Origin of the sequence: Pseudomonas nitroreducens (assembly GCF_014204515.1) — a bacterium.
Taxonomy (GTDB): Bacteria; Pseudomonadota; Gammaproteobacteria; order Pseudomonadales; family Pseudomonadaceae; genus Pseudomonas; species Pseudomonas nitritireducens_A.
Genome location: NZ_JACHLI010000010.1, coordinates 1 through 24129 on the forward strand (window position 1 = coordinate 1; position 24129 = coordinate 24129).

At 65.1% G+C, this 24129-nt stretch carries 23 protein-coding genes; 10 read left to right on the forward strand and 13 right to left on the reverse strand.

Going from position 1 to position 24129, the window contains the following annotated elements; all coding sequences use genetic code 11:
- Positions 1–152: 152 nt before the first annotated feature.
- Positions 153–761: an FMN-dependent NADH-azoreductase gene (locus HNP46_RS14305; RefSeq protein ID WP_184589967.1), complete on the reverse strand. Its 609-nt coding sequence runs from the start codon at positions 759–761 to the stop codon at positions 153–155.
- Positions 762–893: 132 nt separating this feature from the next.
- Between HNP46_RS14305 and HNP46_RS14310 the strand changes: the two genes are divergently transcribed.
- Positions 894–1799: a LysR substrate-binding domain-containing protein gene (locus HNP46_RS14310; RefSeq protein WP_184589969.1), complete on the forward strand. Its 906-nt coding sequence runs from the start codon at positions 894–896 to the stop codon at positions 1797–1799.
- Between the two features lie 9 nt (positions 1800–1808).
- Here the strand turns inward: HNP46_RS14310 and HNP46_RS14315 are convergent, their stop codons facing one another.
- Both HNP46_RS14315 and HNP46_RS14320 read right to left on the reverse strand, forming a co-directional pair.
- A complete protein-coding gene (locus HNP46_RS14315) occupies positions 1809–2519 on the reverse strand; it encodes a DUF1294 domain-containing protein (RefSeq protein WP_184589971.1) in 711 nt (236 codons plus the stop codon).
- A gap of 16 nt (positions 2520–2535) precedes the next feature.
- Positions 2536–3366 (reverse strand): undecaprenyl-diphosphate phosphatase, encoded by an 831-nt coding sequence (locus HNP46_RS14320; RefSeq protein WP_184589973.1) that lies wholly within the window; start codon positions 3364–3366, stop codon positions 2536–2538.
- Positions 3367–4001: 635 nt separating this feature from the next.
- Here HNP46_RS14320 and HNP46_RS14325 point away from each other — a divergent pair.
- The 6 genes from HNP46_RS14325 to HNP46_RS14350 all read left to right on the forward strand — a co-directional run bounded on the left by HNP46_RS14325 (position 4002) and on the right by HNP46_RS14350 (position 8949).
- Positions 4002–4454 (forward strand): hypothetical protein, encoded by a 453-nt coding sequence (locus HNP46_RS14325; RefSeq protein WP_184589975.1) that lies wholly within the window; start codon positions 4002–4004, stop codon positions 4452–4454.
- 1 nt (position 4455) lies between these two features.
- The gene (locus HNP46_RS14330; RefSeq protein WP_184589977.1) at positions 4456–5034 is read left to right on the forward strand and encodes an adhesin; all 579 of its coding nucleotides are present in this window, start codon (positions 4456–4458) and stop codon (positions 5032–5034) included.
- 55 nt (positions 5035–5089) lie between these two features.
- On the forward strand, positions 5090–6085 hold the full coding sequence (locus HNP46_RS14335; protein ID WP_184589979.1) for a heme utilization protein: 996 nt from the start codon (positions 5090–5092) through the stop codon (positions 6083–6085).
- Positions 6086–6160: 75 nt separating this feature from the next.
- Positions 6161–6841: a C39 family peptidase gene (locus tag HNP46_RS14340; RefSeq protein WP_184589981.1), complete on the forward strand. Its 681-nt coding sequence runs from the start codon at positions 6161–6163 to the stop codon at positions 6839–6841.
- 44 nt (positions 6842–6885) lie between these two features.
- Positions 6886–7620 carry a hypothetical protein gene (locus HNP46_RS14345; protein WP_184589983.1) on the forward strand — a complete coding sequence of 245 codons (735 nt, stop codon included), beginning with the start codon at positions 6886–6888 and terminating at the stop codon, positions 7618–7620.
- 54 nt (positions 7621–7674) lie between these two features.
- Positions 7675–8949: a hypothetical protein gene (locus tag HNP46_RS14350; protein WP_184589985.1), complete on the forward strand. Its 1275-nt coding sequence runs from the start codon at positions 7675–7677 to the stop codon at positions 8947–8949.
- A 1436-nt stretch (positions 8950–10385) separates the two neighbouring features.
- Here the strand turns inward: HNP46_RS14350 and HNP46_RS14355 are convergent.
- Together HNP46_RS14355 and HNP46_RS14360 are read right to left on the reverse strand one after the other, a co-directional pair.
- On the reverse strand, positions 10386–11720 hold the full coding sequence (locus HNP46_RS14355; RefSeq protein ID WP_184589987.1) for a sigma-54 dependent transcriptional regulator: 1335 nt from the start codon (positions 11718–11720) through the stop codon (positions 10386–10388).
- A 131-nt stretch (positions 11721–11851) separates the two neighbouring features.
- Entirely contained in the window at positions 11852–13342 is a 1491-nt protein-coding gene (locus HNP46_RS14360; protein ID WP_184589989.1) for a RimK family protein, read from the reverse strand.
- 141 nt (positions 13343–13483) lie between these two features.
- On the opposite strand from HNP46_RS14360, the gene HNP46_RS14365 reads away from it, so the two are divergent.
- Entirely contained in the window at positions 13484–14578 is a 1095-nt protein-coding gene (locus HNP46_RS14365; protein ID WP_184589991.1) for a GNAT family N-acetyltransferase/peptidase C39 family protein, read from the forward strand.
- A gap of 286 nt (positions 14579–14864) precedes the next feature.
- On the opposite strand, the gene HNP46_RS14370 is transcribed toward HNP46_RS14365, so the two are convergent.
- Positions 14865–15299, reverse strand: coding sequence for a carboxymuconolactone decarboxylase family protein (locus tag HNP46_RS14370; RefSeq protein WP_184589993.1), 435 nt, complete (start codon positions 15297–15299; stop codon positions 14865–14867).
- Positions 15300–15427: 128 nt separating this feature from the next.
- Complete coding sequence (locus HNP46_RS14375; protein ID WP_221454975.1) at positions 15428–15865, reverse strand: Lrp/AsnC family transcriptional regulator; 438 nt, start codon at positions 15863–15865, stop codon at positions 15428–15430.
- A 226-nt stretch (positions 15866–16091) separates the two neighbouring features.
- Here HNP46_RS14375 and HNP46_RS14380 point away from each other — a divergent pair, with 226 nt between their 5' ends.
- Together HNP46_RS14380 and HNP46_RS14385 are read left to right on the forward strand one after the other, a co-directional pair.
- Complete coding sequence (locus HNP46_RS14380) at positions 16092–17774, forward strand: flavin monoamine oxidase family protein (RefSeq protein ID WP_184589995.1); 1683 nt, start codon at positions 16092–16094, stop codon at positions 17772–17774.
- A gap of 92 nt (positions 17775–17866) precedes the next feature.
- On the forward strand, positions 17867–18655 hold the full coding sequence (locus HNP46_RS14385; protein WP_184589997.1) for a carbon-nitrogen hydrolase family protein: 789 nt from the start codon (positions 17867–17869) through the stop codon (positions 18653–18655).
- 320 nt (positions 18656–18975) lie between these two features.
- Here the strand turns inward: HNP46_RS14385 and HNP46_RS14390 are convergent, their stop codons facing one another.
- The 6 genes from HNP46_RS14390 to HNP46_RS14415 all read right to left on the reverse strand — a co-directional run bounded on the left by HNP46_RS14390 (position 18976) and on the right by HNP46_RS14415 (position 24123).
- Positions 18976–19347 carry a cytochrome c3 family protein gene (locus HNP46_RS14390; RefSeq protein ID WP_184589999.1) on the reverse strand — a complete coding sequence of 124 codons (372 nt, stop codon included), beginning with the start codon at positions 19345–19347 and terminating at the stop codon, positions 18976–18978.
- Positions 19344–20048, reverse strand: a complete 705-nt coding sequence (locus tag HNP46_RS14395; RefSeq protein WP_184590007.1) for a ferric reductase-like transmembrane domain-containing protein — start codon at positions 20046–20048, stop codon at positions 19344–19346. The genes HNP46_RS14390 and HNP46_RS14395 overlap by 4 nt, the downstream gene beginning before the upstream one ends.
- Positions 20049–20293: 245 nt before the next feature.
- Positions 20294–21244, reverse strand: coding sequence for a PDR/VanB family oxidoreductase (locus HNP46_RS14400; RefSeq protein ID WP_184590009.1), 951 nt, complete (start codon positions 21242–21244; stop codon positions 20294–20296).
- Between the two features lie 350 nt (positions 21245–21594).
- Positions 21595–22335 (reverse strand): SDR family NAD(P)-dependent oxidoreductase, encoded by a 741-nt coding sequence (locus HNP46_RS14405; protein ID WP_184590010.1) that lies wholly within the window; start codon positions 22333–22335, stop codon positions 21595–21597.
- Between the two features lie 10 nt (positions 22336–22345).
- The gene (locus HNP46_RS14410) at positions 22346–22843 is read right to left on the reverse strand and encodes an aromatic-ring-hydroxylating dioxygenase subunit beta (protein WP_184590012.1); all 498 of its coding nucleotides are present in this window, start codon (positions 22841–22843) and stop codon (positions 22346–22348) included.
- Entirely contained in the window at positions 22840–24123 is a 1284-nt protein-coding gene (locus tag HNP46_RS14415) for an aromatic ring-hydroxylating oxygenase subunit alpha (RefSeq protein WP_184590014.1), read from the reverse strand. Before HNP46_RS14415 ends, HNP46_RS14410 begins: the two co-directional genes overlap by 4 nt.
- Positions 24124–24129 lie beyond the last annotated feature (6 nt).

Consider the following 24129-nt stretch of genomic DNA (forward strand, 5'->3'; position numbering starts at 1 on the left):
CAAGTTGAAGGGACTGAGCCCCGTTCAATACAGGGCTCAGTCATTGGCAGCTTAGCGGCCCAGTCCAACTGTCCAACTTTCGGGGGTCAGTTCAATCGCGGGGCTTTTTTCATTCACCTGGCTTTTCAGATAGCAGATCAGGCAGCGGCGACTCAGGCAGCGGCAAACTGGCTGGCGATGCTCGCCTGGGCGCCAGCGATGGCGTTGCGGCGCGGCTCGTCACCATAGGCCAGGCCTTCGGCGCGGACGAACTCGATGTCCGTCACGCCGAGGAAGTTCAGCACCAGTTGCAGGTAGCTCTCGTGGGCCTGGCCAGTCGGCTGGCCGGCGTGGATGCCACCGGCGGTGGACACGATGATCACCTTCTTGCCACCGGCCAGGCCGACCGGGCCGCTCTCGGTGTAGCGGAAGGTCTTGCCGGCCACGGCGATGCGGTCGATCCAGGCCTTGAGCTGGCTGGGGATGGAGAAGTTGTACATCGGCGCGCCGATGACGATGGCGTCGGCGGCGAGGAACTCCTCGATGCTCTTCTCGCCCAGTTCGGCTTCGTGCTTCTGGGCGGCGTCACGCAGCTCGGCCGGGGTGCCGGCGGCGACCAGGCTGGCGGACGACAGGTGGCTGATGGCGTCAGCGGCCAGGTCGCGGTAGGTGACTTCGACGCCGGCTTCGGCGGCGGCCCAGGCAGCGACCAGTTCTGCGCTCAGCTGACGGGAAGCGGAGTTGTCGCCAAGGATGCTCGAATCGATGTGCAGCAGTTTCATGGGTGTTCTCCGAAAGAAGTGGCCAAGTGGGTTGGCGGAAGAATTCGTCGTTGGGAGAAAGACTACGCATGTGGCCAATCCGCGATAAGTCGGCAAAAATGTGACGATTCGTCTTACCAGCAGGACAATCCCATGCAGGACCTCAACGATCTCTTCTATTTCGCCAAGGTGGTGGAAGCCGGCGGATTCGCCGCCGCCGGGCGCCTGCTGGGGCTGCCCAAGTCGCGGCTGTCGCGGCGGGTGGCGGAGCTGGAGACGCGCCTGGGGGTGCGTCTGCTGCAGCGCACCACGCGCAAACTGGCCCTCACCGACCTGGGCGAGCGCTATTACCGGCACTGCCAGGCGATGCTGGTGGAAGCGGAAATGGCCGACGAGGTGGTCGCCCAGCTCAGCGCCGAGCCGCGCGGGCGGGTGAAGCTGTCCTGTCCGGTTGCCCTGGCGGAGACCTCGCTCAACGACATGCTGCCGGGATTTCTCGCCGCCTACCCGCAGGTGAACCTGGAACTGCTGCTGACCAACCGCCGCGTCGACCTGCTCAATGAAGGCGTCGACATCGCGCTGCGCGTACGGGCGCCGGGGGATGAGGACCTGTCACTGATTTCCCGCCGCCTGCGCACGGCGAAGACCGCCCTGGTGGCCGCTCCGGCGCTGCTCGCCGGGCAGCGGCCCAGCACGCCGGAAGACCTGGCCAACCTCCCCGTGCTCGGCTCCCTGGAAAGCGACCGCAAGGTGCACCTGAAACTCCACGGCCCCGGCGGCGCGATCCGCGAGGTCGCCCTGGAGGCGCGGCTGGCGGTGGAGGACTTCAACCTGCGCAAGAACGTGGCGCTGGCGGGCCTGGGTGTGACGGTGCTGCCGCTGCACTACTGCTCGGAGGAACTGGCCGATGGCCGCTTGGTGCTGGTGCTGCCCGAGTGGAGCGAGCCGGAAGCCTTCCTGCAGGCGGTCTACCCGCATCGGCGCGGCGTCCTGCCGGCGGTGCGGGCGCTGCTGGATTACCTGGCCGAAGGTTTCGCCAAGGATGACTGGCCGATCTGAGCTGCGCGCTCAGACGGGGCCTGCGCCCACGCCCAGCAGGACACCGACCCAACCCAGCAGGCGCCCGCCGCTGAGCCAGTCGATCCAGAACAGCTGGTGCAGCGCCACGATGGCCCAGAACACCAGCTGGAACGACAGTTTGCGGGTCTTGTGGCGGAATACCTGTTGGGCCAGGAAGGCGCCAGGCCAGCCGCCGAGCAGCTCCAGCAGGTGCAGGCTGCTTTCCGGAGTGCGCCACAGTCCCTGTTCGGCCTTGCGCTTGTCGCGCCAGTAGGCGAGGAAAGCGAGGACGCTGAACAGTGGATAGAGCAGCAGGAACCAGACGAAGTAGTGATCTTTCAGCCAGAGCACCGAGCCGATGACGGGCAACGCCAGCAGCACGGCCAGGACCGGCAGCGAGCGTCCCAGGGAGCGCTTGGGCGCACTGGGGAAGGCTACCTCGCGGCCGCTGCGGGCCCGCTCGCGGGTGGCAGCGGCGGCCGGCTTGCGGCGAATGGCCGGCGCGTCGATGGCCAGCCCGGCCAGCCGGGCGTGCTCGGCGCGCGGCCTGCCGTCCTTGCTGACGCCCTCGACGTAGCACACCTGGTCGCCGCTGACGGGGCGGCGGTCGCCACGAAACGCCGAAATATGCAGGAAGACGTCCTGGCTGCCGGACTGCGGACGGATGAAGCCGAAGCCCTTGTCGTCGTCCCAGCGACTCACTACACCGTTCTTTTCCACGCTCGCTCGCACCAGATCAGGGTTTCGCGCTGCTCCAGTCGATCAGGTGGAATTGCCAGGTCGCCAGGATCAGCAGGCCGAACACGATACGGTACCAGGCGAAGGCCGCATAGCTGTGGTTGGCGATGAACTTGAGCAGGCCGCGCACGGCAATCATCGCGAAGATGAACGAGGTGACGAAGCCGACGGCGAACACCGGCAGGTCGGACGGCAGGAACACGTCGCGGTACTTGTAGCCCGAATACACCGCCGCACCGACCATGGTCGGCATCGCCAGGAAGAACGAGAACTCGGTGGCGGCCTTGCGCGACAGGCCGAACAGCAGGCCGCCGATGATCGTGGCGCCGGAGCGCGAGGTGCCCGGAATCAGCGCCAGGCACTGGCAGCAGCCGACCTTCAGGGCTTGCTTCCAGGTCATGTCGTCGACGCTTTCGGCGTGCACCCGGTGCTGGCGCTTCTCCGCCCAGAGCATGATCACGCCACCCACCACCAGGGCCACCGCCACGGTGATCGGGTTGAACAGGTAGTGGTGGATGTAGTCGGCGAAGGCCACGCCCAGGACCACGGCCGGGAAGAAGGCGATCAGCAGGTTGACGGTGAAACGCTGCGCCTTGCGCTGGGTCGGCAGCCCGCAGACGATCTCGAGGATCTTTCGACGGAACTCCCAGACAACGGCGAGGATCGCCGCCAATTGGATGATGATGTTGAAGGCTTCGGCACGTTCGCCACCGAAGCCGATGAGGTCGGCGACGATGATCTGGTGACCGGTACTGGAAATCGGCAGGAACTCGGTCAGCCCCTCGACGACGCCCAGGATGAAGGCCTGGAAGGCGCTCCACAAATCCATACTGCACTTCCCCCGCGAGGCACGCTGGCTCGCCTGTTTCTAATGATAGGGCCCGGTCGCTGGACAGGGCCTGCAGCTCCCGGCTCGTGAGCGCCGGGGCGGCGCCGGCATGCTAATGCATTGGGCGCTGATTGCTACGCATGTCACGAAAATTTCGCATCTGGATGCCTCGTCAGTCGATGGGTTGGCAGCTTCGACGAGACGATTTCGTCACGCGTGCAGCAGACAACCGCCGAACGTCCGGGTTCGCCCTGCCGAACAGAAAGGCTAATTCGTTGAATTTCAACAGGTACTTGAGTACCAGAAAGCCTCCGCAAGTCCCTTCTGTGTTAGCCCCGCGTTACAACCGAACCACCCTCTAACGCAGGCGCCGCGCGACTTCGGCCTGCCCATCCAAAGTTGTGTATCAGCGGCGAAACAGAATCTGCGTCAGCCGTGATCCAGCCCCCGTCCCAAGGCCCCCGCCGGCTTTGGCACGGCCGTCCTGTATCGCCGACGAAACACCCGCCCCCGGATGGATCATGGGGTCTTTGCGCAAGCCATTGATTCGCAATGGCAATGCAAAAGCGGCACGGCAACTGCTCCTTCCTGGTACCGCTGGTTAGGGCTCAGCGCACCAAGAAGGAACCGCCATCATGGGGAACATCGACTCAAGGATCGTCGGTCTATTCGTCACGCTCACCTGCGCCGTGGCCAGCGTCCCGCTGTGCTCCACCGCCAGTGCCGGGGACGGCACCATCGTCCTGCAACGCCAGGTCCAGCCTCGCGTCGCCACCCGGCCGACCGACATTCCCGACCCTAATCCGATCACCGTCAATCCGAACATTTCCGAACAGATCGTGCGCCAGACCGGCAATGCCGAGTTGAGCGACAGCGATTTCGCTGGCGTCACCAGCGGCTCCAGCCTGGAACGCCACATCATGCCCGGCGGCCAACTGGTCGGCATGGACAACGGCGCCAACCAGAGCCTCAACGGCAGCAGCATGGGCGCCGGCGCGGCCGGCGGTGGTGCCGGCATCTCCAACTCGGTGAACCGCACCGTCCAGCAGGGCCTCTCGCCGCTGCGCATGCTGACGGGGGATCGCTGAGATGAATACCCGCCTGCTCGTCCTGCCCCTCCTGCTCTGCTCAGCCTCCGCCTTCAGCGCCGATCCTTCGACGATCAACAACGCCAGCATCGACAACGCGGTGCGCAATTACCGCGGCGTGGCCAGCGTGAACCAGGCGGCCGGCGATGAGCAGCAGCAGAGCAACGCCCGCGCCATCGCCATCGGTACCAACGCCCAGGCCACCACCGTGGTGCGCCAGAACGCCAATACCCATGTCGATCTCAGCCAGGCCGCGTCCGCCAGCATCAACGGCAACGCCTTCTCCAACGGCAACGGTGCCCTGGGCGTGAACCAGGCGGCCGGGGCCTCCAACCAGCAAGTGAACGCCATGCGGATCAGCGTCAGCGCCATCCCGCAGAGCGTCGATGACAGCGTGCTTTCCCAGCAGAACGTCGCGCTGCCAGTGAACTCAGGCTCATCGGACTCCACCACGGGTAGCCGGCAGGTCGTCACCAGCGACCAGGCCTTTGCCGGCAGCCGGGGTGTGGTCCAGGTGAGCCAGAGCGCCGGGGTCGGCAATCGAATTGCCAACACCCTGAGCATCCGGGTCGCGGATTGACCCAAGCCAACTCCTAAAACACTAAACACGCCAAACAAAGCAAAGGAGATACACCATGAAACCGACAATGGCTCTCAAGCCCCTGGTATTCGCTGTGGCAGCGATCATGGCTGTAGCAGTGCACGCGGATAACCGTAACAACAACAACGGGCATGGCCATGGCAATGGTCATGAACAACATCAACCCAAGCCTGTGTATGACCCCTACAAGGACCCGCGGATCGAAGCTGGCGCCAGCGCCACGGTGGAAGACTCCCAGATGAGTTCGGACAACGTGGTGATCAACCAGGGCACCAAGAACACCGCCACCATTGACGGATCTCTGGGGAGAGCATCCGGCAACGTGGGGGTCAACGCCGCGGCCGGCGACATGAACCAGCAGGCCAACGCTGCCGCCCTGGCTACCGCCGATGAGAAATTCATCTTCGGTACCGCCTACGCTTCCACCAGCGTGACCCAGGACAACACCGCCAACCAGGCGTGGAACTTCTCCACCACCAACAAGGCCACCCTGAGCAACTCGGCCAACGGCGCCTCGGGTAACGTCGGTATCAACGTGGCCTCCGGCAACTACAACCAACAGAAAAACGACATGGCAGCCGCCGTATCCGGTGGCCGTTCTGCCGACTCCTACAGCGGCGCCGAGCAGACTTCCACCGGCAACGGTGTAGCCAACGCCGCCCTGGCCACCTACGACAAGGAAACTCTGAAGACCGAGTTCCGTGCCCACGGTACCTACAAGGGTGCTGGCGTAGGGGTGGTGGTGGACGACTCCGGTCGTAGCGGTGGTCGTGACGACCGTCATGGCAGCAGCAAACCGGACCTCGATCCGCTGTTCTTCGTCGAGGCCGGCACTGTCGACCTGCGTGGCCAGGCTACCTCCCAGGTCCTGGTGCAATCGGGCTGGAAAGACCCGGTCAAGAACGACGCCAGCATGACCAATTCGCTGAACAACGTGTCGGGTAACGTTGGTGCGAACATCGCTGCCGGTGTCGGCAACCAGCAGAGCAACTCGCTGTCCATCGCCGCAGGTTGCAAATCCTGCCTGTAAGCGATCCAGCGTAGCACCTGGAGGCTCCGGCAACGGAGCCTCCTTCTCCCGAGCCGACCCCCAGGCGTCACGATCATGCGTACGTCCGCCCTGCTTTTGCTCGCCCTCCTTTCGCTCACGACTCAGGCCGCGCAACTCCCCTTCGCCATTCTTCCCGGCGGCACCATGGCCTACAAGCACGTCGAGAGCATCCGCGAGCGCAAGTTCAGCAACCTGGTCCAGCAGAAGACCGACTTCAGCTGCGGCGCCGCCGCGCTGGCGACGATCCTCCGCCAGGCCTACGCGCTGGACGTGGACGAGGAATTCGTGATCAAGGGCATGCTGGTCCGCGCCGACCCCGATCTGGTACGCACCCAGGGCTTCTCGATGCTGGACATGAAGTCCTACCTCGAAGCCATCGGCATGCGCGCCCGTGGTTATCGCATCCCGGCGTCCTCTCTGGAGAAGCTGACGATCCCGGTGATAGTGCTGATGGACATCCGTGGCTACAAGCATTTCGTGGTGATGCAGCGGGCCTACAAGGGCTACGTCTACATCGGTGATCCGGTGCTGGGCCACAAGCGCTTCACCCAGGAAGACTTTCTCAAAGGCTGGAACGGCATCATCTTCGCCGTCATCGGTCCGGGCTACGAACAGGCCAACGCCCTGATGAATCCGCCCGACCCGCTGACCGCCAAGGACCGACTCAATGCCTTCCGCCCGGTCAAGGATGCGGAACTCATGGAATTCGGCTTCATCCAGAGCGACTTCCTCTGACCGAACCAGAACGGAAGGCAGGAGTCCTTCCGGGGAGAAAAACAATGAAAGCGATGCCACTGCTCGCCGCCAGCTGCCTGCTGGCCTGCCTGCCGGTCCAGGCAGAAAGCGTCTTCAAGCCGATCGAGCTGCATGATCAGGAGCTGGCCCAACTTCGCGGCAAGTACGTGATGCCTGGCCGGGTCATCAGCTTCGGCATCGTCATGAGCAGTACCTGGAAGAATGCCGTGGGCGACAACATCGGCGCCAAGGTCAGCATGCAGGTCCAGGAATCCACGATCAAACCGCAGTTCTACGTCTCCACCATCGACGAGAAAGGCAACGGCGCAACGCCGGCCGCCGGCACCGGCACGGTGACCGGGGGCGCGGGTCTGAGCCAGACCCAGGGCGTCACCCAGAGCGTGCGCTCGGCGGGCGACTACAACACCGCCTCCAACAACGTCAGCATCGACGTCAAGGAAGCCAACCAGGCGCCGGTGGTGGCCCAGCAGGGCACCCCGCTCGACGGCCCGGTCAGCGCCAGCAACGGCGCCGGCACCGTCAGCGTCAACCCGGGCAACGGCGGTATCCAGATGGCGATCAACGCCAATGGCCAGGGCAGCAGCATGCAGCAGCTGGCCGCAGGCGGCCTGCTGCAGGCCGCCCAGATGATCGGCGGCAACAATGCCGTCAACAACGTCGCGCAGCTGAGCGTGGTGCTGCGAAACAACCTTCCGTCGACTGGTGCGCTGGACTGCAATCTGGATCAGCTCAAAGGGCTACGCACCATGGGAATGTGATCTACGCTCACGTGCGACTGTGAAGTCCAACCTATAAGTCAAGGACAGCGCGCCATGCACCGATCGCTAGGCATTAGAACCGCTATCTGTGTGTCCGCATTACTCCCCTCGACCTTCGCCGCCGCCGCGACGGAAGCCGAGGTGGAGGCTTTGAAACAGGAACTGATCGAACTCAAGCAGCGCTACGAAGCGCAGCAGAATGCCCTGATGGTGCTGGAGCAGCGCGTCAGGCAGGTGGAGGAAGCACCGGCCTCGCCCGCGCAGCCCAAGCGCCTGGTCAAGTCCACTGGCAAACCCACGCCGCCCGGAACCGGCACCACCGTTGCCTCCAGCGGCAGCTCCTATGGCGAGTCACTCAAGGACGACGCCACCCCGCCCAAGAGCGTGGAAAACCTCTACGACGAGGCCAGCGGCTTCTTCGGCAATGGCAGCTTCAGCTTCGAGACGGGTCTCACCTACACCCACTACGACACCAAGCAGCTGATCCTCAACGGCTTCCTGGCGCTGGACACCATCTTCCTGGGCAATATCGGCGTGGACAACATCAAGGCCGACAACTGGACCCTGGACCTCACCGGCCGCTATAACTGGAACAACCGTTGGCAGTTCGACATCAACGCCCCGGTGGTCTACCGCGAAAGCACCTACGAATCGGCCGGCGCCGGCAACTCCACGGCGCAGTCCACCGACAAGAAGGTCACCCGCGACCCGACCCTGGGCGACGTCAACTTCGGCATCGCCTACAAGTTCATGGACGAGACCGAATCGCGCCCGGATGCGGTGGTCAGCCTGCGGGTGAAGGCCCCCACCGGCAAGGAGCCCTACGGCATCAAGCTCAAGCGCGCGGCGAACAACGACAACCTCAACGTGCCCGAGTCCCTGCCCACCGGCAATGGCGTCTGGTCGGTCACCCCCGGCATCTCGCTGGTCAAGACCGTGGACCCCGCCGTGCTGTTCGGCAGCTTCTCCTACACCTACAACTTCGAGGAGTCCTTCGACGACATCAGCCCCACCCAGGGCGTGAAACAGGGCGGCAAGGTCGACCTCGGCGACTGGTTCCAGATCGGCGCGGGCGTGGCCTTTGCCCTCAACGAGAAGACCAGCATGTCGTTCTCCTTCTCCGACCTGATCGCCCAGAAGAGCAAGGTCAAGGCCGACGGCGGCGACTGGACCACGGTCACCGGCAGCGATGCCAACGCGGCCTACTTCAACTGGGGCCTGACCTATGCCTGGAGCCCCAACCTGACCATCGTTCCGAACCTGTCCATCGGCATCTCGCCGGATGCGCCGGATTTCAGCTTCAGCGTGAAATTCCCGTATTACTTCTGACGGTTCGGCTGTGCCAACGCAAAGGCCCCAGGATGGGGCCTTTGTCGTTCATGGCGGTGGGGTTTGCTCGCGGGGATTACTGCAACGGCAGACCATGGTGGCGCGTAAGGCCTTACGGGTTATGCCCCCAACGTTTTCCAGGCTAACCAGCTGCGTAGGAGCGGACTTTGTCCGCGATGCCCTTGCTTGTTGTTGGGTATTCCAGCGTCGCTTCGGCGTAAGCGCAGGCTCTGTGTTTCGCCCCCTCGGGCGACCCACTTTGGAAAGACCCAAAGGTGGGCAAAGGTCTTCGCCTCTTCCATCCGGCTTTTCGCTTCGCGAAAAGTACCCTCGGTTCCTCGGAGTTCCAGGGGCCCGAACTAGGCGTCCCCCTCGACGGGCCATCCCTGGCCCGACAACGCGGGCCCCTGGAACTCCAATCACCTTCGGCCTCCTGAAAGGGGCACCTCGGCGCGTGCGGATATTTCGCTGGAAGACTTCAAAAGCCAGAGCCAGAAAGTAGGGCGCATAACCCGGCACGGGTTATCCGCCGTTTGCCTCCCGGCGGATAACGCTGGCGCGTTATGCGCCCTACGAGGTCAAGACTTTCCCGGTGGCGTAGGAGCGGACCTTGTCCGCGAGATCCTTCGCGGCGAACTTCGGTCTTCCCAGATAACACCGATGTTCAGCGCCCGATTGTAGGAGCGAGCTTGCTCGCGAACCGCCCAGCACCGTGCCATGCAGGTTCGCGAGCAAGCTCGCTCCTACGAAGAGCTCCGCCGCCACCAATCCAGCTCTAGCTCTGGCTCTGAAGATTTCCAGAGAAACGCCCACGCACTCCGAACGCCCCGTTCAGGAGGCCTCGTTGAAGCGGAGTTTCAGGGGTTGAGCGACATGGATGTCGCGAGAGCTGCGATGGGCCAGGGATGGCCCTTCGCAGCGTGCCCCTGAAGCTTCGCTTCAACGAGGGAATTTTTCGCCTAAGCGAAAAACCGGATGATTGGGGCAAGACCTTTGCCTACTTTGGGTGGGGCGGCCATCCGTCGTTTGCCAAAGTAGGTCGCCCGAGGGGACGAAACACGAAGTCCACGCGCACACCGAAGCGACGCTGGAAACCCCACGCGAGGCAGGCTCATCGCGGACGAAGTCCGCTCCTACGAAACCCGCAGCCCGCAGCCGGCAGCCGGCAGCCAAAGATGCTTCGCCAGCAAATAAGTAGGCCGGATAACCCGGACCGCGTTATCCGCCGCAGCCACCACGGCGCATAACGCGGGCGCGCTATGCGCCCTACCTCCTGGAAAACATCAAGAAAGGGAATGAACCGATGCGGTGAGGGACGAGGCTTGCGCAGGAGCGGGCCGTGCCCGCGAAATGCATTGCAGAAATCCCCAAGGACTCACCGTATCGCGGCGGGTAACGGATCCACGTCCGTTCCCGCCCCGACCGGTTTCCCCGCCCTAGCGCAACTGATGCTTGTGCAGCAAACGATAGAAAGTCGGTCGCGAAATCCCCAGCATCCGCGCCGCCACGCTGAGGTTGTCGCCGTGCCGCGCCAGCGCGTCGCACATCGCCTGCCGCTCGGCGCCCAGCTTGTACTCCTCCAGGGTCACCAGCGGCAGGTGCGGCGAGCGGCCCTTCTCGCGCTCCAGCCCCAGGTCGCGGGCCTCGATCTGTCGGCCCTCGGCCAGCACCAGGCCGCGGCGTACCCGGTTGGCCAGCTCGCGCACGTTGCCCGGCCAGCCGTGGTCAGCCATGGCCGCCAGCGCATCGTCGCTGAAGCGCCGCGGCCGGCGTCCGGTCTCGACGCTGTAGAGATGGGCGAAGTGATTGGCCAGCAACGCCAGGTCGCCATTGCGCTCGCGCAGCGGTGAGGTGGAGACCTGCAGCACGTTGAGCCGGTAGTACAGGTCCTCGCGGAAGCGCCCGGCGTGGATCGCCTGCTCCAGGTCCACATGGGTCGCCGCCAGCACGCGCACGTCGACACCGATGGCCTGGCTGCCGCCGACCCGCTCGATCTGCTTCTCCTGCAGCACCCGCAACAGGTTGGCCTGCAGCTCCAGCGGCAGGTCGCCGATCTCGTCGAGGAACAGCGTGCCACCGTTGGCCTGTTCGAAACGGCCGATCTTGCGCTGGTGCGCCCCGGTGAACGCGCCCTTCTCGTGACCGAACAGTTCGGACTGGATCAGGTTGTCCGGGATCGCCCCGCAGTTGATCGCCACGAATGGCCGCACCGCCCGCCGCGACTGGCGGTGCAGCGTGCGCGCCACCAGCTCCTTGCCGGTCCCGCTCTCGCCGCGGATCAGCACCGGTGACTCGGTGGGCGCGAACTTCGCCAGCAGCTTGCGCAGCTCGCGCACGTCCCGGCTCTCGCCCAGCAACTCGTGCTGTCGCTCGTCGCTGTGGACGCTGCCACGCCCGCGCAGGCGCGCCATGCCGAAGGCGCGACCGAGGGTGACCTGCACCCGCGCCACATCGAACGGCAAGGTATGGAAATCGAAGAACCACTCACTGACGAAGTCGCCCACCTCGTGCAGGGGCAGGACATCGGGGCTGAGCACGGCTATCCACTCCGTGCCACTACGGCTGATGAGTTCCTTGACGGACTCCCGGCGTTCGAGGTGCCGGGGTTGCAAACGCAGCAGGCCGACGTCACAACCGCGATTGCTGGCGCTATCCAGCTCGCAGCTGTCTACCTCCCACCCTGCTGCCCGTAGTCCGGGTAATAACCTGCGGCAGTCGTCGCATGGATCGACCACCAGCAGGCGACGAATATTCGCGGCCGCTTCGAGCATGCTCCCTTCCTTGGCGCCATTATTTTGAAAAACTTTAAAAAACAGTTGCTTGGCGCTCCAATTTGTAAAGCTAGCAATATCTTGACGCCGCACATCGACCGTTTTCCTATAAGGTCAATGACGAATCGATCTCACCATCCACGCCCAAGTCGCTTGACTTCGAGCCGCCTCACAAACTCCTCCAGCACCAGCTTGTAGAGGTCGTCGCCCAGGTACACATCCTCCACGCCACAATCGATGTTCGGGTTGTCGTTCACCTCGATCACCACCACCCGATCACCGGACTGTTTCAGGTCCACGCCGTAGAGCCCGTCGCCGATCAGATTGGCAGTCTTCACCGCCAGCTCCACCACCTTGCGTGGCGCTTCGTGGACGGCCATGGTGCGGAAGTCGCCGCTGACTTCCTGGGCATCGGGGCTGTGGTCGTAGATCTGCCAGTGCCCCTTGGACATGAAGTACTGGCAGGCGAAGATCGGCTTCTGGTTCAGGACGCCGATCCGCCAGTCGTATTCGGTGTAGAAGAATTCCTGGGCCAGCAGCAGCACCGAGCGCTCGAACAGCTCGGCGCTGGCCTTGAGCAGCTCCTGCTGGTCACTCACCTTGATCACCCCGCGGGAGAAGCTGCCGTCGGGAATCTTCAGCACCAGCGGGAAGCCCAGGCGCTCGCCGACCTTCTCCAGTTCCTGCGGGTTGTCCTTGTAGAGGATCTCGGTGACCGGCATACCCAGCTTGTGGCTGCGCAGGAGGTCCGCCAGGTAGACCTTGTTGGTGCAGCGCAGGATCGACACCGGGTCGTCCATCACCACCATGCCCTCGCTCTCGGCCTTCTTGGCGAAGCGGTAGGTATGGTCGCTGACGCTGGTGGTCTCGCGGATCAGCAGGGCGTCGTACTCGGCCAGCCGCGAGTAGTCCTTCTTCTCGATCAGTTCGACGTCGATGCCCAGGCTGCGGCCGACGCGGATGAAGTGCTTCAGCGCCTTGCGGTCCGACGGCGGAAAGGCCTCCTGCGGGTCGTGCAGGATCGCCAGGTCGTAGCGGTACTGCCGGCGCGAGCGCGGCTTGCGCCAGATCTGCCGGCTGAAACTGTCCAGGGCGCTGGCGAACTGGTCTTCCTGGTCTTCGCGCAGCTTGTGGATGTTCCCCGGCTTCACGCCTTCGATGTGCCAGCCGCGGTTCTTGCGGAACTCCACCAGCAGCATCGGGCATGGCAGCGCCTCGAACAGCTGGCGCGCCAGGTCCTGCAGCGGCTCGATGTCGGTGCGGCCGAAATACAGGGTCAGGGTGAAACCATCGGTGCTGCCGTAGGGATGGTCGGCCAGGGCCTTGTCGAGGGTCTTTTCCAGGTCCTCCAGGGCCAGGCTGTAGAGCGACTTCTTCGCCAGCTCGCTGATGCTGCGCACCGACGGGATGACCTTGTGCCCGCGCGCCTCGGCCAGCAGCGAGCAGTAGTAGCCGTGGCCGAGGTACCGGTAGTTGCGGCACAGGTTGATCACCTGCACGCGCTTGCCGTTGTCGTCGTCGATGGGCATCTCCAGGTATTCCTGGGCGCTGACCACGTCCTCGCTGGGATAGTACGAAGCCCAGTCTTCCTTACGTTCCACAATGATGAACAGCTTGCTCACGACACCTCCGAAGACGGCCGCACGCTTGTCGCGCACCAGCCCAGGGACAATACTCGTTGCAGCTAAGACCGCGCGATGCAACTCCCGTTCGCGGTCGGCATCGAACACGGTGCGCCCCCTGGATTAACGAATGCTTAGCCTATGAAACTGCAGTTCCGTGCCGCCCACACCGACGACCTGAACGCCCTGGTCGAGATGGAAAACCGCTGCTTCGAACACGATCGCCTGTCCCGGCGCAATTTCCAGTGGATGATCAGCCGTGCCCACGCCAGCCTCACCGTCGCCGAATCGGCCGGCCAGCTGCTGGGCTACGCGCTGCTGCTGTTCCACCAGGGCACCTCGCTGGCGCGGCTCTACTCCATCGCGGTTGACCCGGGCGCGCGTGGCATGGGCCTGGGGCAGAAACTGCTGGAGCGCGCCGAAGCCGATGCGCTGGAGCACGACTGCGCCTACCTGCGCCTGGAAGTGCGCCCGGACAACCCCGGCGCCATCGCGCTCTACCAACGCAACTGCTACCGCCCCTTCGCCACCGTCGCCGACTATTACGAGGATCACAGCGAAGCGTTACGTTTCGAGAAGCGCATCCTGCACATCGACGAACGCCACCACCGTCGCGTGCCGTATTACCGGCAGACCACCGAGTTCACCTGCGGCCCGTCGGCGCTGATGATGGCCATGGGCGCGCTGGAACCCGGTCGGCGCCTGGAGCGCACCGAGGAACTGCGCCTGTGGCGCGAAGCGACCACCATCTACATGACTGCCGGCCACGGTGGCTGCAGCCCCCAGGGCCTGGCGCTGGCGGCCCTGCACCGGGGCTTTCGCGTGCAGTTGCTGGTGTCGGTGAGAGGACCGCTGTTCCTCGACGGCGTACGCAGCGAAGAGAAGCGCGAGGTGATGCGTCTGGTCCACGCGGATTTCAGCGCACAGCTGGCGCAAAGCAATGTGGAACGGCTGCGCGGCAGCAAGCTGGACCTGCCCGCCGTGCTCGCCGCCGGCGGCCAGCCGCTGGTGCTGATCAGCAGCTACCGCCTGACCCGCTCCAAGGCGCCGCACTGGGTGGTGGTCACCGACTGCGACGAGGACTTCGTCTACCTCCACGACCCCGACGTCGACCACAGCCAGCACCGCGAACCGCTGGACTGCCAGCACATCCCGGTAAGCCACGCCGAGTTCGAGCAGATGAGTCGCTTCGGCCGCAGCAAACTGCGGGCGGCGGTGATTCTCTACAAGCGCTGAGCTCAGTCTGCGCGGGATCACCTTGTCCGCGTTGACCTCCGCAGCTGGGCGGGTTCGCGAGCAAGCTCGCTCCTACAAGGCGGCGTCGGCGCGCTTTTCGTAGGAGCGAGCTTGCTCGCGAACCGCACGGCACCACCATTACCACCCAACCGTAGGGCGCATAACCCGGAACGGGTTATCCGCCGATTGCTGCAACGGCGGATAACGCTGGCGCGTTATGCGCCCTGCAGGAACGCCCACCCCCACGAAAAAGGCGCCCTTGGGCGCCTTCATCCAGACGATTTGCTCAGGGCACCATCGCCATGCCCACGCCGAAGCGGTTCCAGGCATTGATGGTGGCAATCGCCAGGGTCAGGTTGACGATCTCCGCCTCGCTGAACTGCTCGCGCAGGGCATCGAACTGCTCCTGCGGCGCATGCTTCTCGGCCAGCAGGGTCAGGCTTTCCACCCAGGCCAAGGCAGCGCGCTCGCGGTCGGTGAAGAAGCGCGTCTCGTGCCACACGCTCAGGGTCTGCAGGCGGGCTTCGGATTCGCCGGCCTTGCGCGCGTCATTGGCATGCATGTTCACGCAGTAGGCGCAGCCGTTGAGCTGCGAGGCGCGCAGGCGCACCAGCTCCAGCAGCGAGTGTTCCAGGCCGGACTTCTCCAGCGCCTGCTCCAGGCCGAGCATCGCCTTGTAGGCGTCGGGGGAAGCTTTCGGCCATTCGATACGTGCGCTCATGCTGATCTCCAGTGGGGGCCCGCGGGTACCGCGGGAATGGGACTAAGTTAGCGCCGTCGCGCGCCGCCACGAATAGCCAATTCCCGGCAATAGCGGCAGACCAATAGGCCCTTCCGCCGCGGCGCGCCTCAACGATCGATACGGGTGGACAGGATGATCGACGACATCGTCCGCTCCACCCCGTCCAGGGCGCCGATGCGGTCCAGCACCGCGTCCAGGTCACGGATCGACAGCGCCTCGACGATCACGATCATGTCGAAGTTGCCGCTCACCGAATGCAGCGTCTTCACTTCGGCGATCTTCTCCAGCGCCTGCACCACCGGGTGCGACAGCTTGGGCAGCGCCGTCACCAGCACGTGGGCACGCACCAGCGACTGCGCGTAGCTGTCCGACACCTTGATCGAATAACCGCTGATGATGCCCTGCTGCTCCAGCCGCTCGATGCGGCTCTGCACCGTGGAGCGCGATACCCCGAGCTTGCGCGCCAGCTCGGAGATCGACTCGCGGGCGTTGGCGCGCAGCAGGTTCAACAGCGCCGCGTCGGCGTTTTTCGTCATATTGCTCATGGTATTGGTCAATCTGCCTGAAAGCTCTCGCCAATCTTGCAGATTGTCAGGTTCATTTCAACGACGGCCTTTGCAATAGTGGATGCCACGGCGAGCCCAGACAGCTCGCCATTTCTTTGCCCGCGCGCCATCCATCGACTGGCCTCTGCGGGCCGCGCAAAGCCTTGCCAAGCTGGTTGATACACGCCGGCACGCGCAGACGTCGAATAAATAGAAGGGAGCCCCCATGCACAAGAACCGCCACCCCCATACCCCCGGCAAGAAACCGGTGACCATCTTCGGCCCGGACTTCCCCTTCGCCTTCGACGACTGGATCGAACACCCCGCCGGCCTGGGCAGCATTCCGGCCGAGAAGCACGGCCAGGAAGTGGCCATCGTCGGCGCCGGCATCTCCGGCCTGGTGGCCGCCTACGAGCTGATGAAGATGGGCCTCAAACCGGTGGTCTACGAGGCCTCGAAGATGGGTGGCCGGCTGCGCTCGGAAACCTTCCAGGGCGCCGACGGCATCATCGCCGAGCTGGGCGGCATGCGCTTCCCGGTGTCCAGCACCGCCTTCTACCACTACGTCGACAAGCTCGGCCTGGAGACCAAGCCCTTCCCCAACCCGCTGACCCCGGCCTCGGGCAGCACCGTGGTCGACCTGGAAGGTACCAGCCACTACGCCGAGAAGATGGCCGACCTGCCGGAAATCTTCCGCGAAGTCGCCCAGGCCTGGGCCGAGGCGCTGGAAGACGGCGCGCGCTTCTCCGAAGTGCAGGATGCGCTGCGCGAGCGCGACACGGTCAAGCTCAAGGCCCTCTGGGATGAGCTGGTACCCAAGTGGGACGACCGCACCTTCTACGACTTCGTCGCCACCTCCAAGGCGTTCTCGCGCCTGTCCTACCGCCACCGCGAAATCTTCGGCCAGGTCGGTTTCGGCACCGGCGGCTGGGACTCGGACTTCCCCAACTCCATGCTGGAAATCTTCCGCGTGGTGATGACCAACTGCGACGACCACCAGCATCTGGTCGTGGGCGGCGTCGAGCAGGTACCACGTGGTATCTGGAGTCATGTGCCGGAAAACTGCGCGCACTGGCCGGCCGGCACTTCCCTCGCCTCGCTGCACAACGGCGCACCGCGTCCGGGCGTTAAGAAGATCGCCCGCGCCGCCGACGGCACTTTCGCCGTCACCGACTACTGGGGTGACACCCGCCATTACGCGGCCGTCCTGGCGACCTGCCAGACCTGGCTGCTGACCACCCAGATCGAGTGCGAGGAAGCCCTGTTCTCGCAGAAAATGTGGATGGCCCTGGACCGCACCCGCTACATGCAGTCGTCGAAGACCTTCGTGATGGTCGACCGGCCGTTCTGGAAGGACAAGGACCCGCAGACCGGCCGCGACGTGATGAGCATGACCCTCACCGACCGCCTCACCCGCGGCACCTACCTGTTCGACAATGGCGACGACAAGCCGGGGGTGATCTGCCTGTCCTACTCCTGGATGAGCGACGCCATGAAGATGCTGCCGCACCCGGTGGAGAAGCGCGTGCAGCTGGCCCTGGACGCGCTGAAGAAGGTCTATCCGAAGGTGGATATCGCCGGCCATATCATCGGCAACCCGATCACCGTCTCCTGGGAGGCCGACCCGCACTTCCTCGGCGCCTTCAAGGGTGCGCTGCCGGGCCACTACCGCTACAACCAGCGCATGTATGCGCACTTCATGCAGGACGAGATGCCCGCCGAGCAGCGCGGCATCTTCATCGCCGGCGACGACGTGTCCTGGACCCCGGCCTGGGTGGAAGGCGCGGTGCAGACTTCGCTGAACGCCGTGTGGGGCATCATGAAGCACTTCGGTGGCGCCACCCATCCGCAGAACCCCGGCCCGGGCGACCGCTTCGCCGAGCTGGGCCCGATGGAACTGCCGGACTGACCCCTGCCGCCGACTGAACAGCGGCTCGCGCGAGGCCGGGATCGGGTGCACACTGCCGGGTCCCGGCCTTGCGCGTTTCGAAGGAGAACACCATGTACCTTGCCCTCTACCAGTGCCCACCCGGTCCTGAAGACGTCGCCGGCAACCTGCGCCGCCTGGAACAGGCCGCGCAGCAAGCGGTGCAGAATGGTGCGGACCTGCTGGTGCTGCCGGAGATGTACCTGTCCGGCTACAACATCGGCGCGAAGCGCGTCGCCGAACTGGCGGAAAGCTGCGACGGCCCGTCCGCCCAGCGCATCGCCGAGATCGCCCGCGAGCACAGGCTCGGCATCCTCTACGGCTACCCCGAGCGTGACGCCGGCGGCGCTGTCTTCAACAGCGTGCAGCTGATCGACCGCCAGGGTGAACGCCGCGCCAACTACCGCAAGACCCACCTCTACGGCGATCTGGACCGCAGCCAGTTCAGCGCCTCCGACGAGCCGCCGGCGATCTTCGAGCTGGACGGCTGGAAGGTCGGCCTGCTGATCTGCTTCGACGTGGAATTCCCCGAGGCCGTGCGCACGCTCGCCCTGGCCGGCGCGGACGTCGTGCTGGTGCCGACCGCCAACATGCATCCCTACGAGTTCGTCGCCCAGGTGCTGGTGCCGACCCGCGCCTACGAGAATCAGGTGTTCCTCGCCTACGCCAACTATGTCGGCAGCGAGGGAGAGATCGAGTACTGCGGCCTGAGCAGCATCGTCGCCCCCGACGGCCAGGTGCTGAGCAAGGCCAAGCACAGCGAGGAACTGCTGGTGGCCGAGTTGGACCCGCAGCGCATCGCCCTGGCGCGCGAGGGGTACAGCTATGTGCACCTGCGGCGGCCGGTGCTGTATCGCAGCTGAAAAAGCCCGGCATCAAGCCGGGCTTTCTTCATGCACGTGGCCAACCCAGTAGGGCGCATAACCCGGAACGGGTTATCCGCCGCAATGGCGGATAACGCCTGAGGCGTTATTCGCCCTACGGGCCGGAGCCAATCACTGCCTCGGCGTTTGGGCTATCCCCTCACCCCAGCCCTCTCCCCCAGGAGAGGGAGCTGTCCGTGCCGGCGGATGGCGTTGTTCCCCCTCATGCCAATCAGTTCCCTCTCCCCCTGGGAGAGGGCTAGGGTGAGGGGCTTTTGCGGCGGCGAACCCTCTCCAGCGTTTGCGGGCGTGGCCCGCTTCTACAGGTTCGGTGTTCCGGCGGAATCACTGTGACAGGCCTGGCAACTGCGCACCGGCCCGCTGGCGTGGAACGCCTGCAGGCGCTGCAGGTGGCAGCTCTGGCAGAGCTGGTGGAAATCCGCCTCCATGCGCACGGCCAGGGCCGGGCTCTGCTTGTGGCAGAGGATGCAGCTGCGGTTGCCGGAGACCGACGGCGACTGGTCCTTGTAGTCGTGGTGGCAGGTGATGCAGTTCACCGAGGCGTGCGGCTCATGGGGGAACGCCAGTGGCATCAGCGGGCGGCTGCCTTGCCAGTGTTCGTGGGCGAACCACACTCCCGCCGACAGCGCTGCGAGCGCAACGATGGATACGCCGATCCAGAGGCGCTTCACAGCGGCAACTCCAGATTCGCCAGCACGCTGTACAGCGCCGACAGCCCGATGATCACGCCGCTGGTTGCCAGCGCGAACCAGGTGGCGCGCTGCGCCGTGTTGCGCTGGCGACCGCTGATGCCATTGGCCGGCTTGGGCAGCCGTGGCCAGAGCGCCGCCGCCAGCATCAGCGCCACCAGCAGCGCCCCCTTCCAGAGGCCGCCGCTGTAGTAGCCTGCGCCCAACACGTGCACGGCCATCAGCAATAGCGCCAGCAGGCTGCCGCCGTAATGCCAGCGACGGAACATGGCCGCGCTGCTGCTCCAGCGCGGGCGCACACGGTTCAGGCTGGAGACCGCCAGCAGCAACATCAGGATCGCCGAAGCCAACCCGGCCAGCATGTAGCCCGGCGCAGAAGGCAGCAGGTCTTCGATCAGCAGCGGCTCATCGATCAGCATCACCACGACATGCACCAGCAACAACGCCACGGCGGCAAAGCCCAGGTCACGGTGCAGGCGCAGGAAGAACTTGCCCTCGTAGCGCGGACGCGGCTGCGGCCGGCCGCCGATGACGAACAGCAGCCCCAGCAGGCAGGCGCCAAGCAACCCGGCGGCATTGGCGAAATCCCAGGCATAGCCAAGTCCCGGCATGGCGCCGAGGCCAAGCAGGACCGCGACCGGCAGCAGGCAACCGAGCGCCAGGCGCGCGATCAGCGCAGGCATGGGGGACTCCGAACGAGGAACGGTTACCGGAGGCTAGCAAGCTCCGGCGGCGCGCGAGTGTGGCTGCCTGCCAGACGAATTGCCAGCGCTGCCACCTGGCGCCGGCAAAATCCCGGCCGCACCACACCAATGGCCGGCGGTGGCACCCCGTAGGATGGGTGGAGCTTGCGATACCCATGCTGTCGGGCACAGCAGAATGATGGGTATCGCTTCGCTCCACGCCATCCTACGAAGAGCGGTTCGGCTTACAGGTCCAGCACCAACCGCGCCGACCTGGCCCGCGAAACACAGGCGCAGATCTGTTTGTTGGCCGCCTTCTCCTTGTTCGACAGGCAGTTGTCGCGGTGCTCCGGTTCGCCTTCCAGCACCTCGACGATGCAGGTGCCGCAGATGCCTTCGCGGCATTCGGTATCGATGTCGCAGCCGTGGGCCTGGAGCACGTCCACCAGCGTCGAGTCCGCCGGAACATGCAGCACCACGCCGGAGCTGGCCAGTTCCACCTCGAAGGAACCGGCCGGCGCCGGGTTGGCGGCCGGGTCGGCCTGGAAGTGCTCCAGGTGGATGGCGTCCTCCGAGCGGCTGCGCGCAGCGATTTCCACCACCTTGTTCATGAACGGCGCCGGGCCGCAGGTGTAGACGTGGGCCTGTTGCGGCGCGCGCTCCAGGCACTCGCCCAGCACGCGGTCGAGGTCGGCGGGTTCGACACCGTAGTGCAGCTCCACCTTGCCGGCGAACGCTTCCCCGGCCAGCAGTTCGATGAAGGCGGCGTGCTCGGCGGAGCGGGCGAAGTAATGCAGGCGATAAGACTCGCCCTTGGCGTTGAGGCGGTAGGCCATGCTCAGCAGCGGCGTGACGCCGATGCCGGCGGCGAACAGCACATGCTCGCGGGCTTCCGGCGCCAGGCGGAACAGATTGCGCGGTGCGCCGATGTCCAGCTCCATGCCCTCCTGCACTTCGTGCAGGGCAACGGAGCCGCCACGGGAGGCGCCTTCCTTCTTGATCGCCACCAGGTAGGCCGCACGGTCGTCCGGCGGGCTGCACAGCGAATACTGGCGCGTCACCCCGGTGGGCCCGGTGACGTCGACGTGGGCGCCCGGCTCGTAGGCGTCGAACGGCTGGCCATCACAACGTACGAGACGCAAGGAACGGATGTCCTGCGCTTCCTCGACGATCCTTTCGATTCTGACCTTCATCATGGCGTTACCTGCAAGGCGTTGAGTGCGGGCTCTGTGGCCCCTTTCCGGCCTCTTTTTCACGAGCGGACGGGTTTACGGTGTTGCTCTGGAAAGAGGGTTTCCTCTCTCCGAATGGTTGGCTTCCGAGCGGGGGCCTTGCCCTCACCCCAGCCCTCTCCCAGAGGGAGAGGGGGCAGAATGTGCCGGCTGATGCCACGGTTTCATCCTGCTCCGAACAGTCCCCTCTCCCTCAGGAGCGGGGCGCGCAGCCAGGGTTAGGGTGAGGGGCTCTAACCGCCATCACCCAAAATCAAGCCGAACGCAGGCCGCATAACGCGCAGCGTTATCCGCCGACCACTCGGCCCAGAACCTCAGCGCATGAACAACCCACCATTGATATCCCAGCAGGCCCCGGTCACCGATCCGGCGTTCTCCGCGCACAGCAGCAACACGCTGTCGGCGATGAAGGTCGGGTCGCCCAGGCGGCCGGCGGGGATGGTCTTGAGGATCTGTTCCAGGCGCTCCGGCGCCACGCTCTCGTAGACCACCGGCAGGTCCAGCGGCCCCGGTGAGATGGCGTTGACGGTCACGCCCTGCCCCGAGAGTTCGCGGGCGAACACCTTGGTCAGGGTCGCCACGCCGCCCTTGGCCGCGGCGTAGTGGCCGCCGGTGGCGGTGCCGCCGTTCTGCCCGGCCAGCGAGGCGATGTTGACGATGCGGCCGAAGCCACGGGACGCGAAGTGCGTGCCGAACACCTGGCAGGCGACGAAGGTGCCGCGCAGGTTCACCGCCATGGAGGCGTCGAAGTCCTCCGGGCTGATGTCCATCAGCGCGGCGACCTTGGACATGCCAGCGTTGTTCACCAGGATATCGGTGCCACCCCAGCGCTCGGCGATCAGATCACGGGCGCGTTCGAAGTCAGCCTTCTCCCGTGCGTCCAGCTTGATGCCCAGGGCCGTGCGGCCCTCGGGATCGAGTTCGTCAGCCAGGTGCTGCACGGCCTCTTCCTGCAGGTCGGCCAGCGCCACACGCAGGCCGGCGGCGTGCAGGCGGCGCGCGATGACTTCACCCAGCCCGCGGGCGGCGCCGGTTACCAGGGCTACTCGTTGCATGGCGTGGCCCTCAGAGCAGGAAGCCGAGCGCGTTGAGCGCGTCTTCGGCGTTGATCAGACGGATCACCTTGCGCTCCAGTCGCGGCTGGCCGTCGACGAAGCGGATACGGTGGTTGAGGTCGGCGATGAACGGGGTCGCCACGCCACGCTTGTAGGCGTAGAGCACCTGCGCCGAGCTCACCTCGACCACATCGCCCGCCGCTTCCACCAGGGTGAAGCGCGAGACGGTACGCACGGTCTTCGCCGCGTCCACTGCCGAGGGCGAATGGCCGCCGGTGAGGCGCTCGATACGCAGTGCACGCATGCGCGCATCGTCGAAGACGTAGTTCAGGCGCGAGGCGAAGTCATCGTCCTCGCCGTCGATCGGCACCACGTAGACGCCGTCCTCGCTCCACAGCTGCGACCACTGCGCGTAGTCCTTGCGGTCCAGCAACTCGGCTTCGCGCCAGACGAATTCGATGGCCTTGGCCAGCGGGCCGGAGAAGCCGTTCAGGGTGTCGTTGCTCATTGGCTCATCATCCTTTTCCACATCTGGTACGCCTCGCGCATGCCGCCTTCGTCGGTGGCGTGGGAGACCTTGTCGCCGTTCTCGGCGAGCACTTCGCGGTTGAGGCCGCGGTTGACCAGGATCGGCGCGTCGACGCCGGCGTAGGAGCCACGCTGCACGCGGTCCCAGGCCTCGGCGTCATCCGGGCTGCCGAAGCCGAACGGGCCCTGGAAGTGCTCGTGGATACGCATGCGCTCGCGGTTGGCGATTTCCGGGCCGCCGTCCATGCCCAGCGCCACGTGGCGAATCTCGGTCTCGGTGACGGAGATCGGCCGCAGCACGCGGAAGAACGACATGGACATGGCCACGTTGGGGAACAGGTTGAGGTTGAAGCCGGCGCCGTGCAGCGAACGGACGATGCGGCGCACCTGTTCCGGCGGCATGGTTTTCGACAGTTCCTCGGTGACGTGGGCGAAGCGTTCCTGCAGTTGCTCGGTGCCGTCGTCATGGTCGAGGTCAACGTGCTCGGGGACCATCACCATCACGCTGTGGCCATTGCCCAGGGCGTGGGTGACCGCCTGCTCGTCGCTCATGAACGAGAGCATCTCTTCGGTCTCTTCATCCACCGAGGACATGAACGACTTGTGCACGATGGGGAAGTGGTAGCCGTCGGTGGTGTTCTCCAGCTGGATCTTCCAGTTGCCGCGGAAGGTGAACTTGTGTTCGCCCTGGGTCTTGATCGGGTAGCCGGCGCCCTGCTTCATGAACAGGTCCATCCAGTGCTTCGCCCCGCCGAGGAAGTCCTGCAGCGGCTCGATCTCGTCGTTGTAGGTGGCGAAGACCATGCCGGCGTAGCTCTCCACCCGCAGGCTGGTGAGCGGCAGCTCGGACTTGTCGAGGATGTCCTCGTAGCCATCCGGGTACGGCAGCGCGCGCAGCTTGCCGTCCAGCGCGTAGGACCAGCTGTGGTACGGGCAGGTGAAGCCGGTGGCATTGCCCTTGTGCTTTTCGCACACGGTGGCGCCACGGTGGCGGCAGCGGTTTTCCAGGACGTTGATGTTGCCCTTCTTGTCGCGCACCACGATCACCGGGCGGCGACCGACGCTGGTGGTCTTGAAGTCGCCGGAGTTGCGCACTTCGCTTTCGTGGGCGACCCACACCCAGGTGCGGTAGAAGATCTTGTCCATCTCCGCTTCGAACAGCTGCGGGTCGTTGTACAGCGAAACATCGACGCGGTCGTCGCCGACCAGCTCTTCGACGCTGCGCGACCGGGCGATCAGCCGGTATTCGTGAGCGCTCATGCCCAT

What these genes read in the sequence shown, in the direction of transcription:
- HNP46_RS14400 (WP_184590009.1), bottom strand. Translation starts at nt 21,244, where the DNA reads ATGATGAAGGTCAGAATCGAAAGGATCGTCGAGGAAGCGCAGGACATC.
- HNP46_RS14410 (WP_184590012.1), bottom strand. Translation starts at nt 22,843, where the DNA reads ATGAGCAACGACACCCTGAACGGCTTCTCCGGCCCGCTGGCCAAGGCC.
- HNP46_RS14330 (WP_184589977.1), top strand. Translation starts at nt 4,456, where the DNA reads ATGAATACCCGCCTGCTCGTCCTGCCCCTCCTGCTCTGCTCAGCCTCC.
- HNP46_RS14395 (WP_184590007.1), bottom strand. Translation starts at nt 20,048, where the DNA reads ATGCCTGCGCTGATCGCGCGCCTGGCGCTCGGTTGCCTGCTGCCGGTC.
- HNP46_RS14350 (WP_184589985.1), top strand. Translation starts at nt 7,675, where the DNA reads ATGCACCGATCGCTAGGCATTAGAACCGCTATCTGTGTGTCCGCATTA.
- HNP46_RS14365 (WP_184589991.1), top strand. Translation starts at nt 13,484, where the DNA reads ATGAAACTGCAGTTCCGTGCCGCCCACACCGACGACCTGAACGCCCTG.
- HNP46_RS14320 (WP_184589973.1), bottom strand. Translation starts at nt 3,366, where the DNA reads ATGGATTTGTGGAGCGCCTTCCAGGCCTTCATCCTGGGCGTCGTCGAG.
- HNP46_RS14305 (WP_184589967.1), bottom strand. Translation starts at nt 761, where the DNA reads ATGAAACTGCTGCACATCGATTCGAGCATCCTTGGCGACAACTCCGCT.
- HNP46_RS14415 (WP_184590014.1), bottom strand. Translation starts at nt 24,123, where the DNA reads ATGAGCGCTCACGAATACCGGCTGATCGCCCGGTCGCGCAGCGTCGAA.
- HNP46_RS14375 (WP_221454975.1), bottom strand. Translation starts at nt 15,865, where the DNA reads ATGAGCAATATGACGAAAAACGCCGACGCGGCGCTGTTGAACCTGCTG.
- HNP46_RS14310 (WP_184589969.1), top strand. Translation starts at nt 894, where the DNA reads ATGCAGGACCTCAACGATCTCTTCTATTTCGCCAAGGTGGTGGAAGCC.
- HNP46_RS14370 (WP_184589993.1), bottom strand. Translation starts at nt 15,299, where the DNA reads ATGAGCGCACGTATCGAATGGCCGAAAGCTTCCCCCGACGCCTACAAG.
- HNP46_RS14325 (WP_184589975.1), top strand. Translation starts at nt 4,002, where the DNA reads ATGGGGAACATCGACTCAAGGATCGTCGGTCTATTCGTCACGCTCACC.
- HNP46_RS14380 (WP_184589995.1), top strand. Translation starts at nt 16,092, where the DNA reads ATGCACAAGAACCGCCACCCCCATACCCCCGGCAAGAAACCGGTGACC.
- HNP46_RS14345 (WP_184589983.1), top strand. Translation starts at nt 6,886, where the DNA reads ATGAAAGCGATGCCACTGCTCGCCGCCAGCTGCCTGCTGGCCTGCCTG.
- HNP46_RS14405 (WP_184590010.1), bottom strand. Translation starts at nt 22,335, where the DNA reads ATGCAACGAGTAGCCCTGGTAACCGGCGCCGCCCGCGGGCTGGGTGAA.
- HNP46_RS14340 (WP_184589981.1), top strand. Translation starts at nt 6,161, where the DNA reads ATGCGTACGTCCGCCCTGCTTTTGCTCGCCCTCCTTTCGCTCACGACT.
- HNP46_RS14385 (WP_184589997.1), top strand. Translation starts at nt 17,867, where the DNA reads ATGTACCTTGCCCTCTACCAGTGCCCACCCGGTCCTGAAGACGTCGCC.
- HNP46_RS14335 (WP_184589979.1), top strand. Translation starts at nt 5,090, where the DNA reads ATGAAACCGACAATGGCTCTCAAGCCCCTGGTATTCGCTGTGGCAGCG.
- HNP46_RS14355 (WP_184589987.1), bottom strand. Translation starts at nt 11,720, where the DNA reads ATGCTCGAAGCGGCCGCGAATATTCGTCGCCTGCTGGTGGTCGATCCA.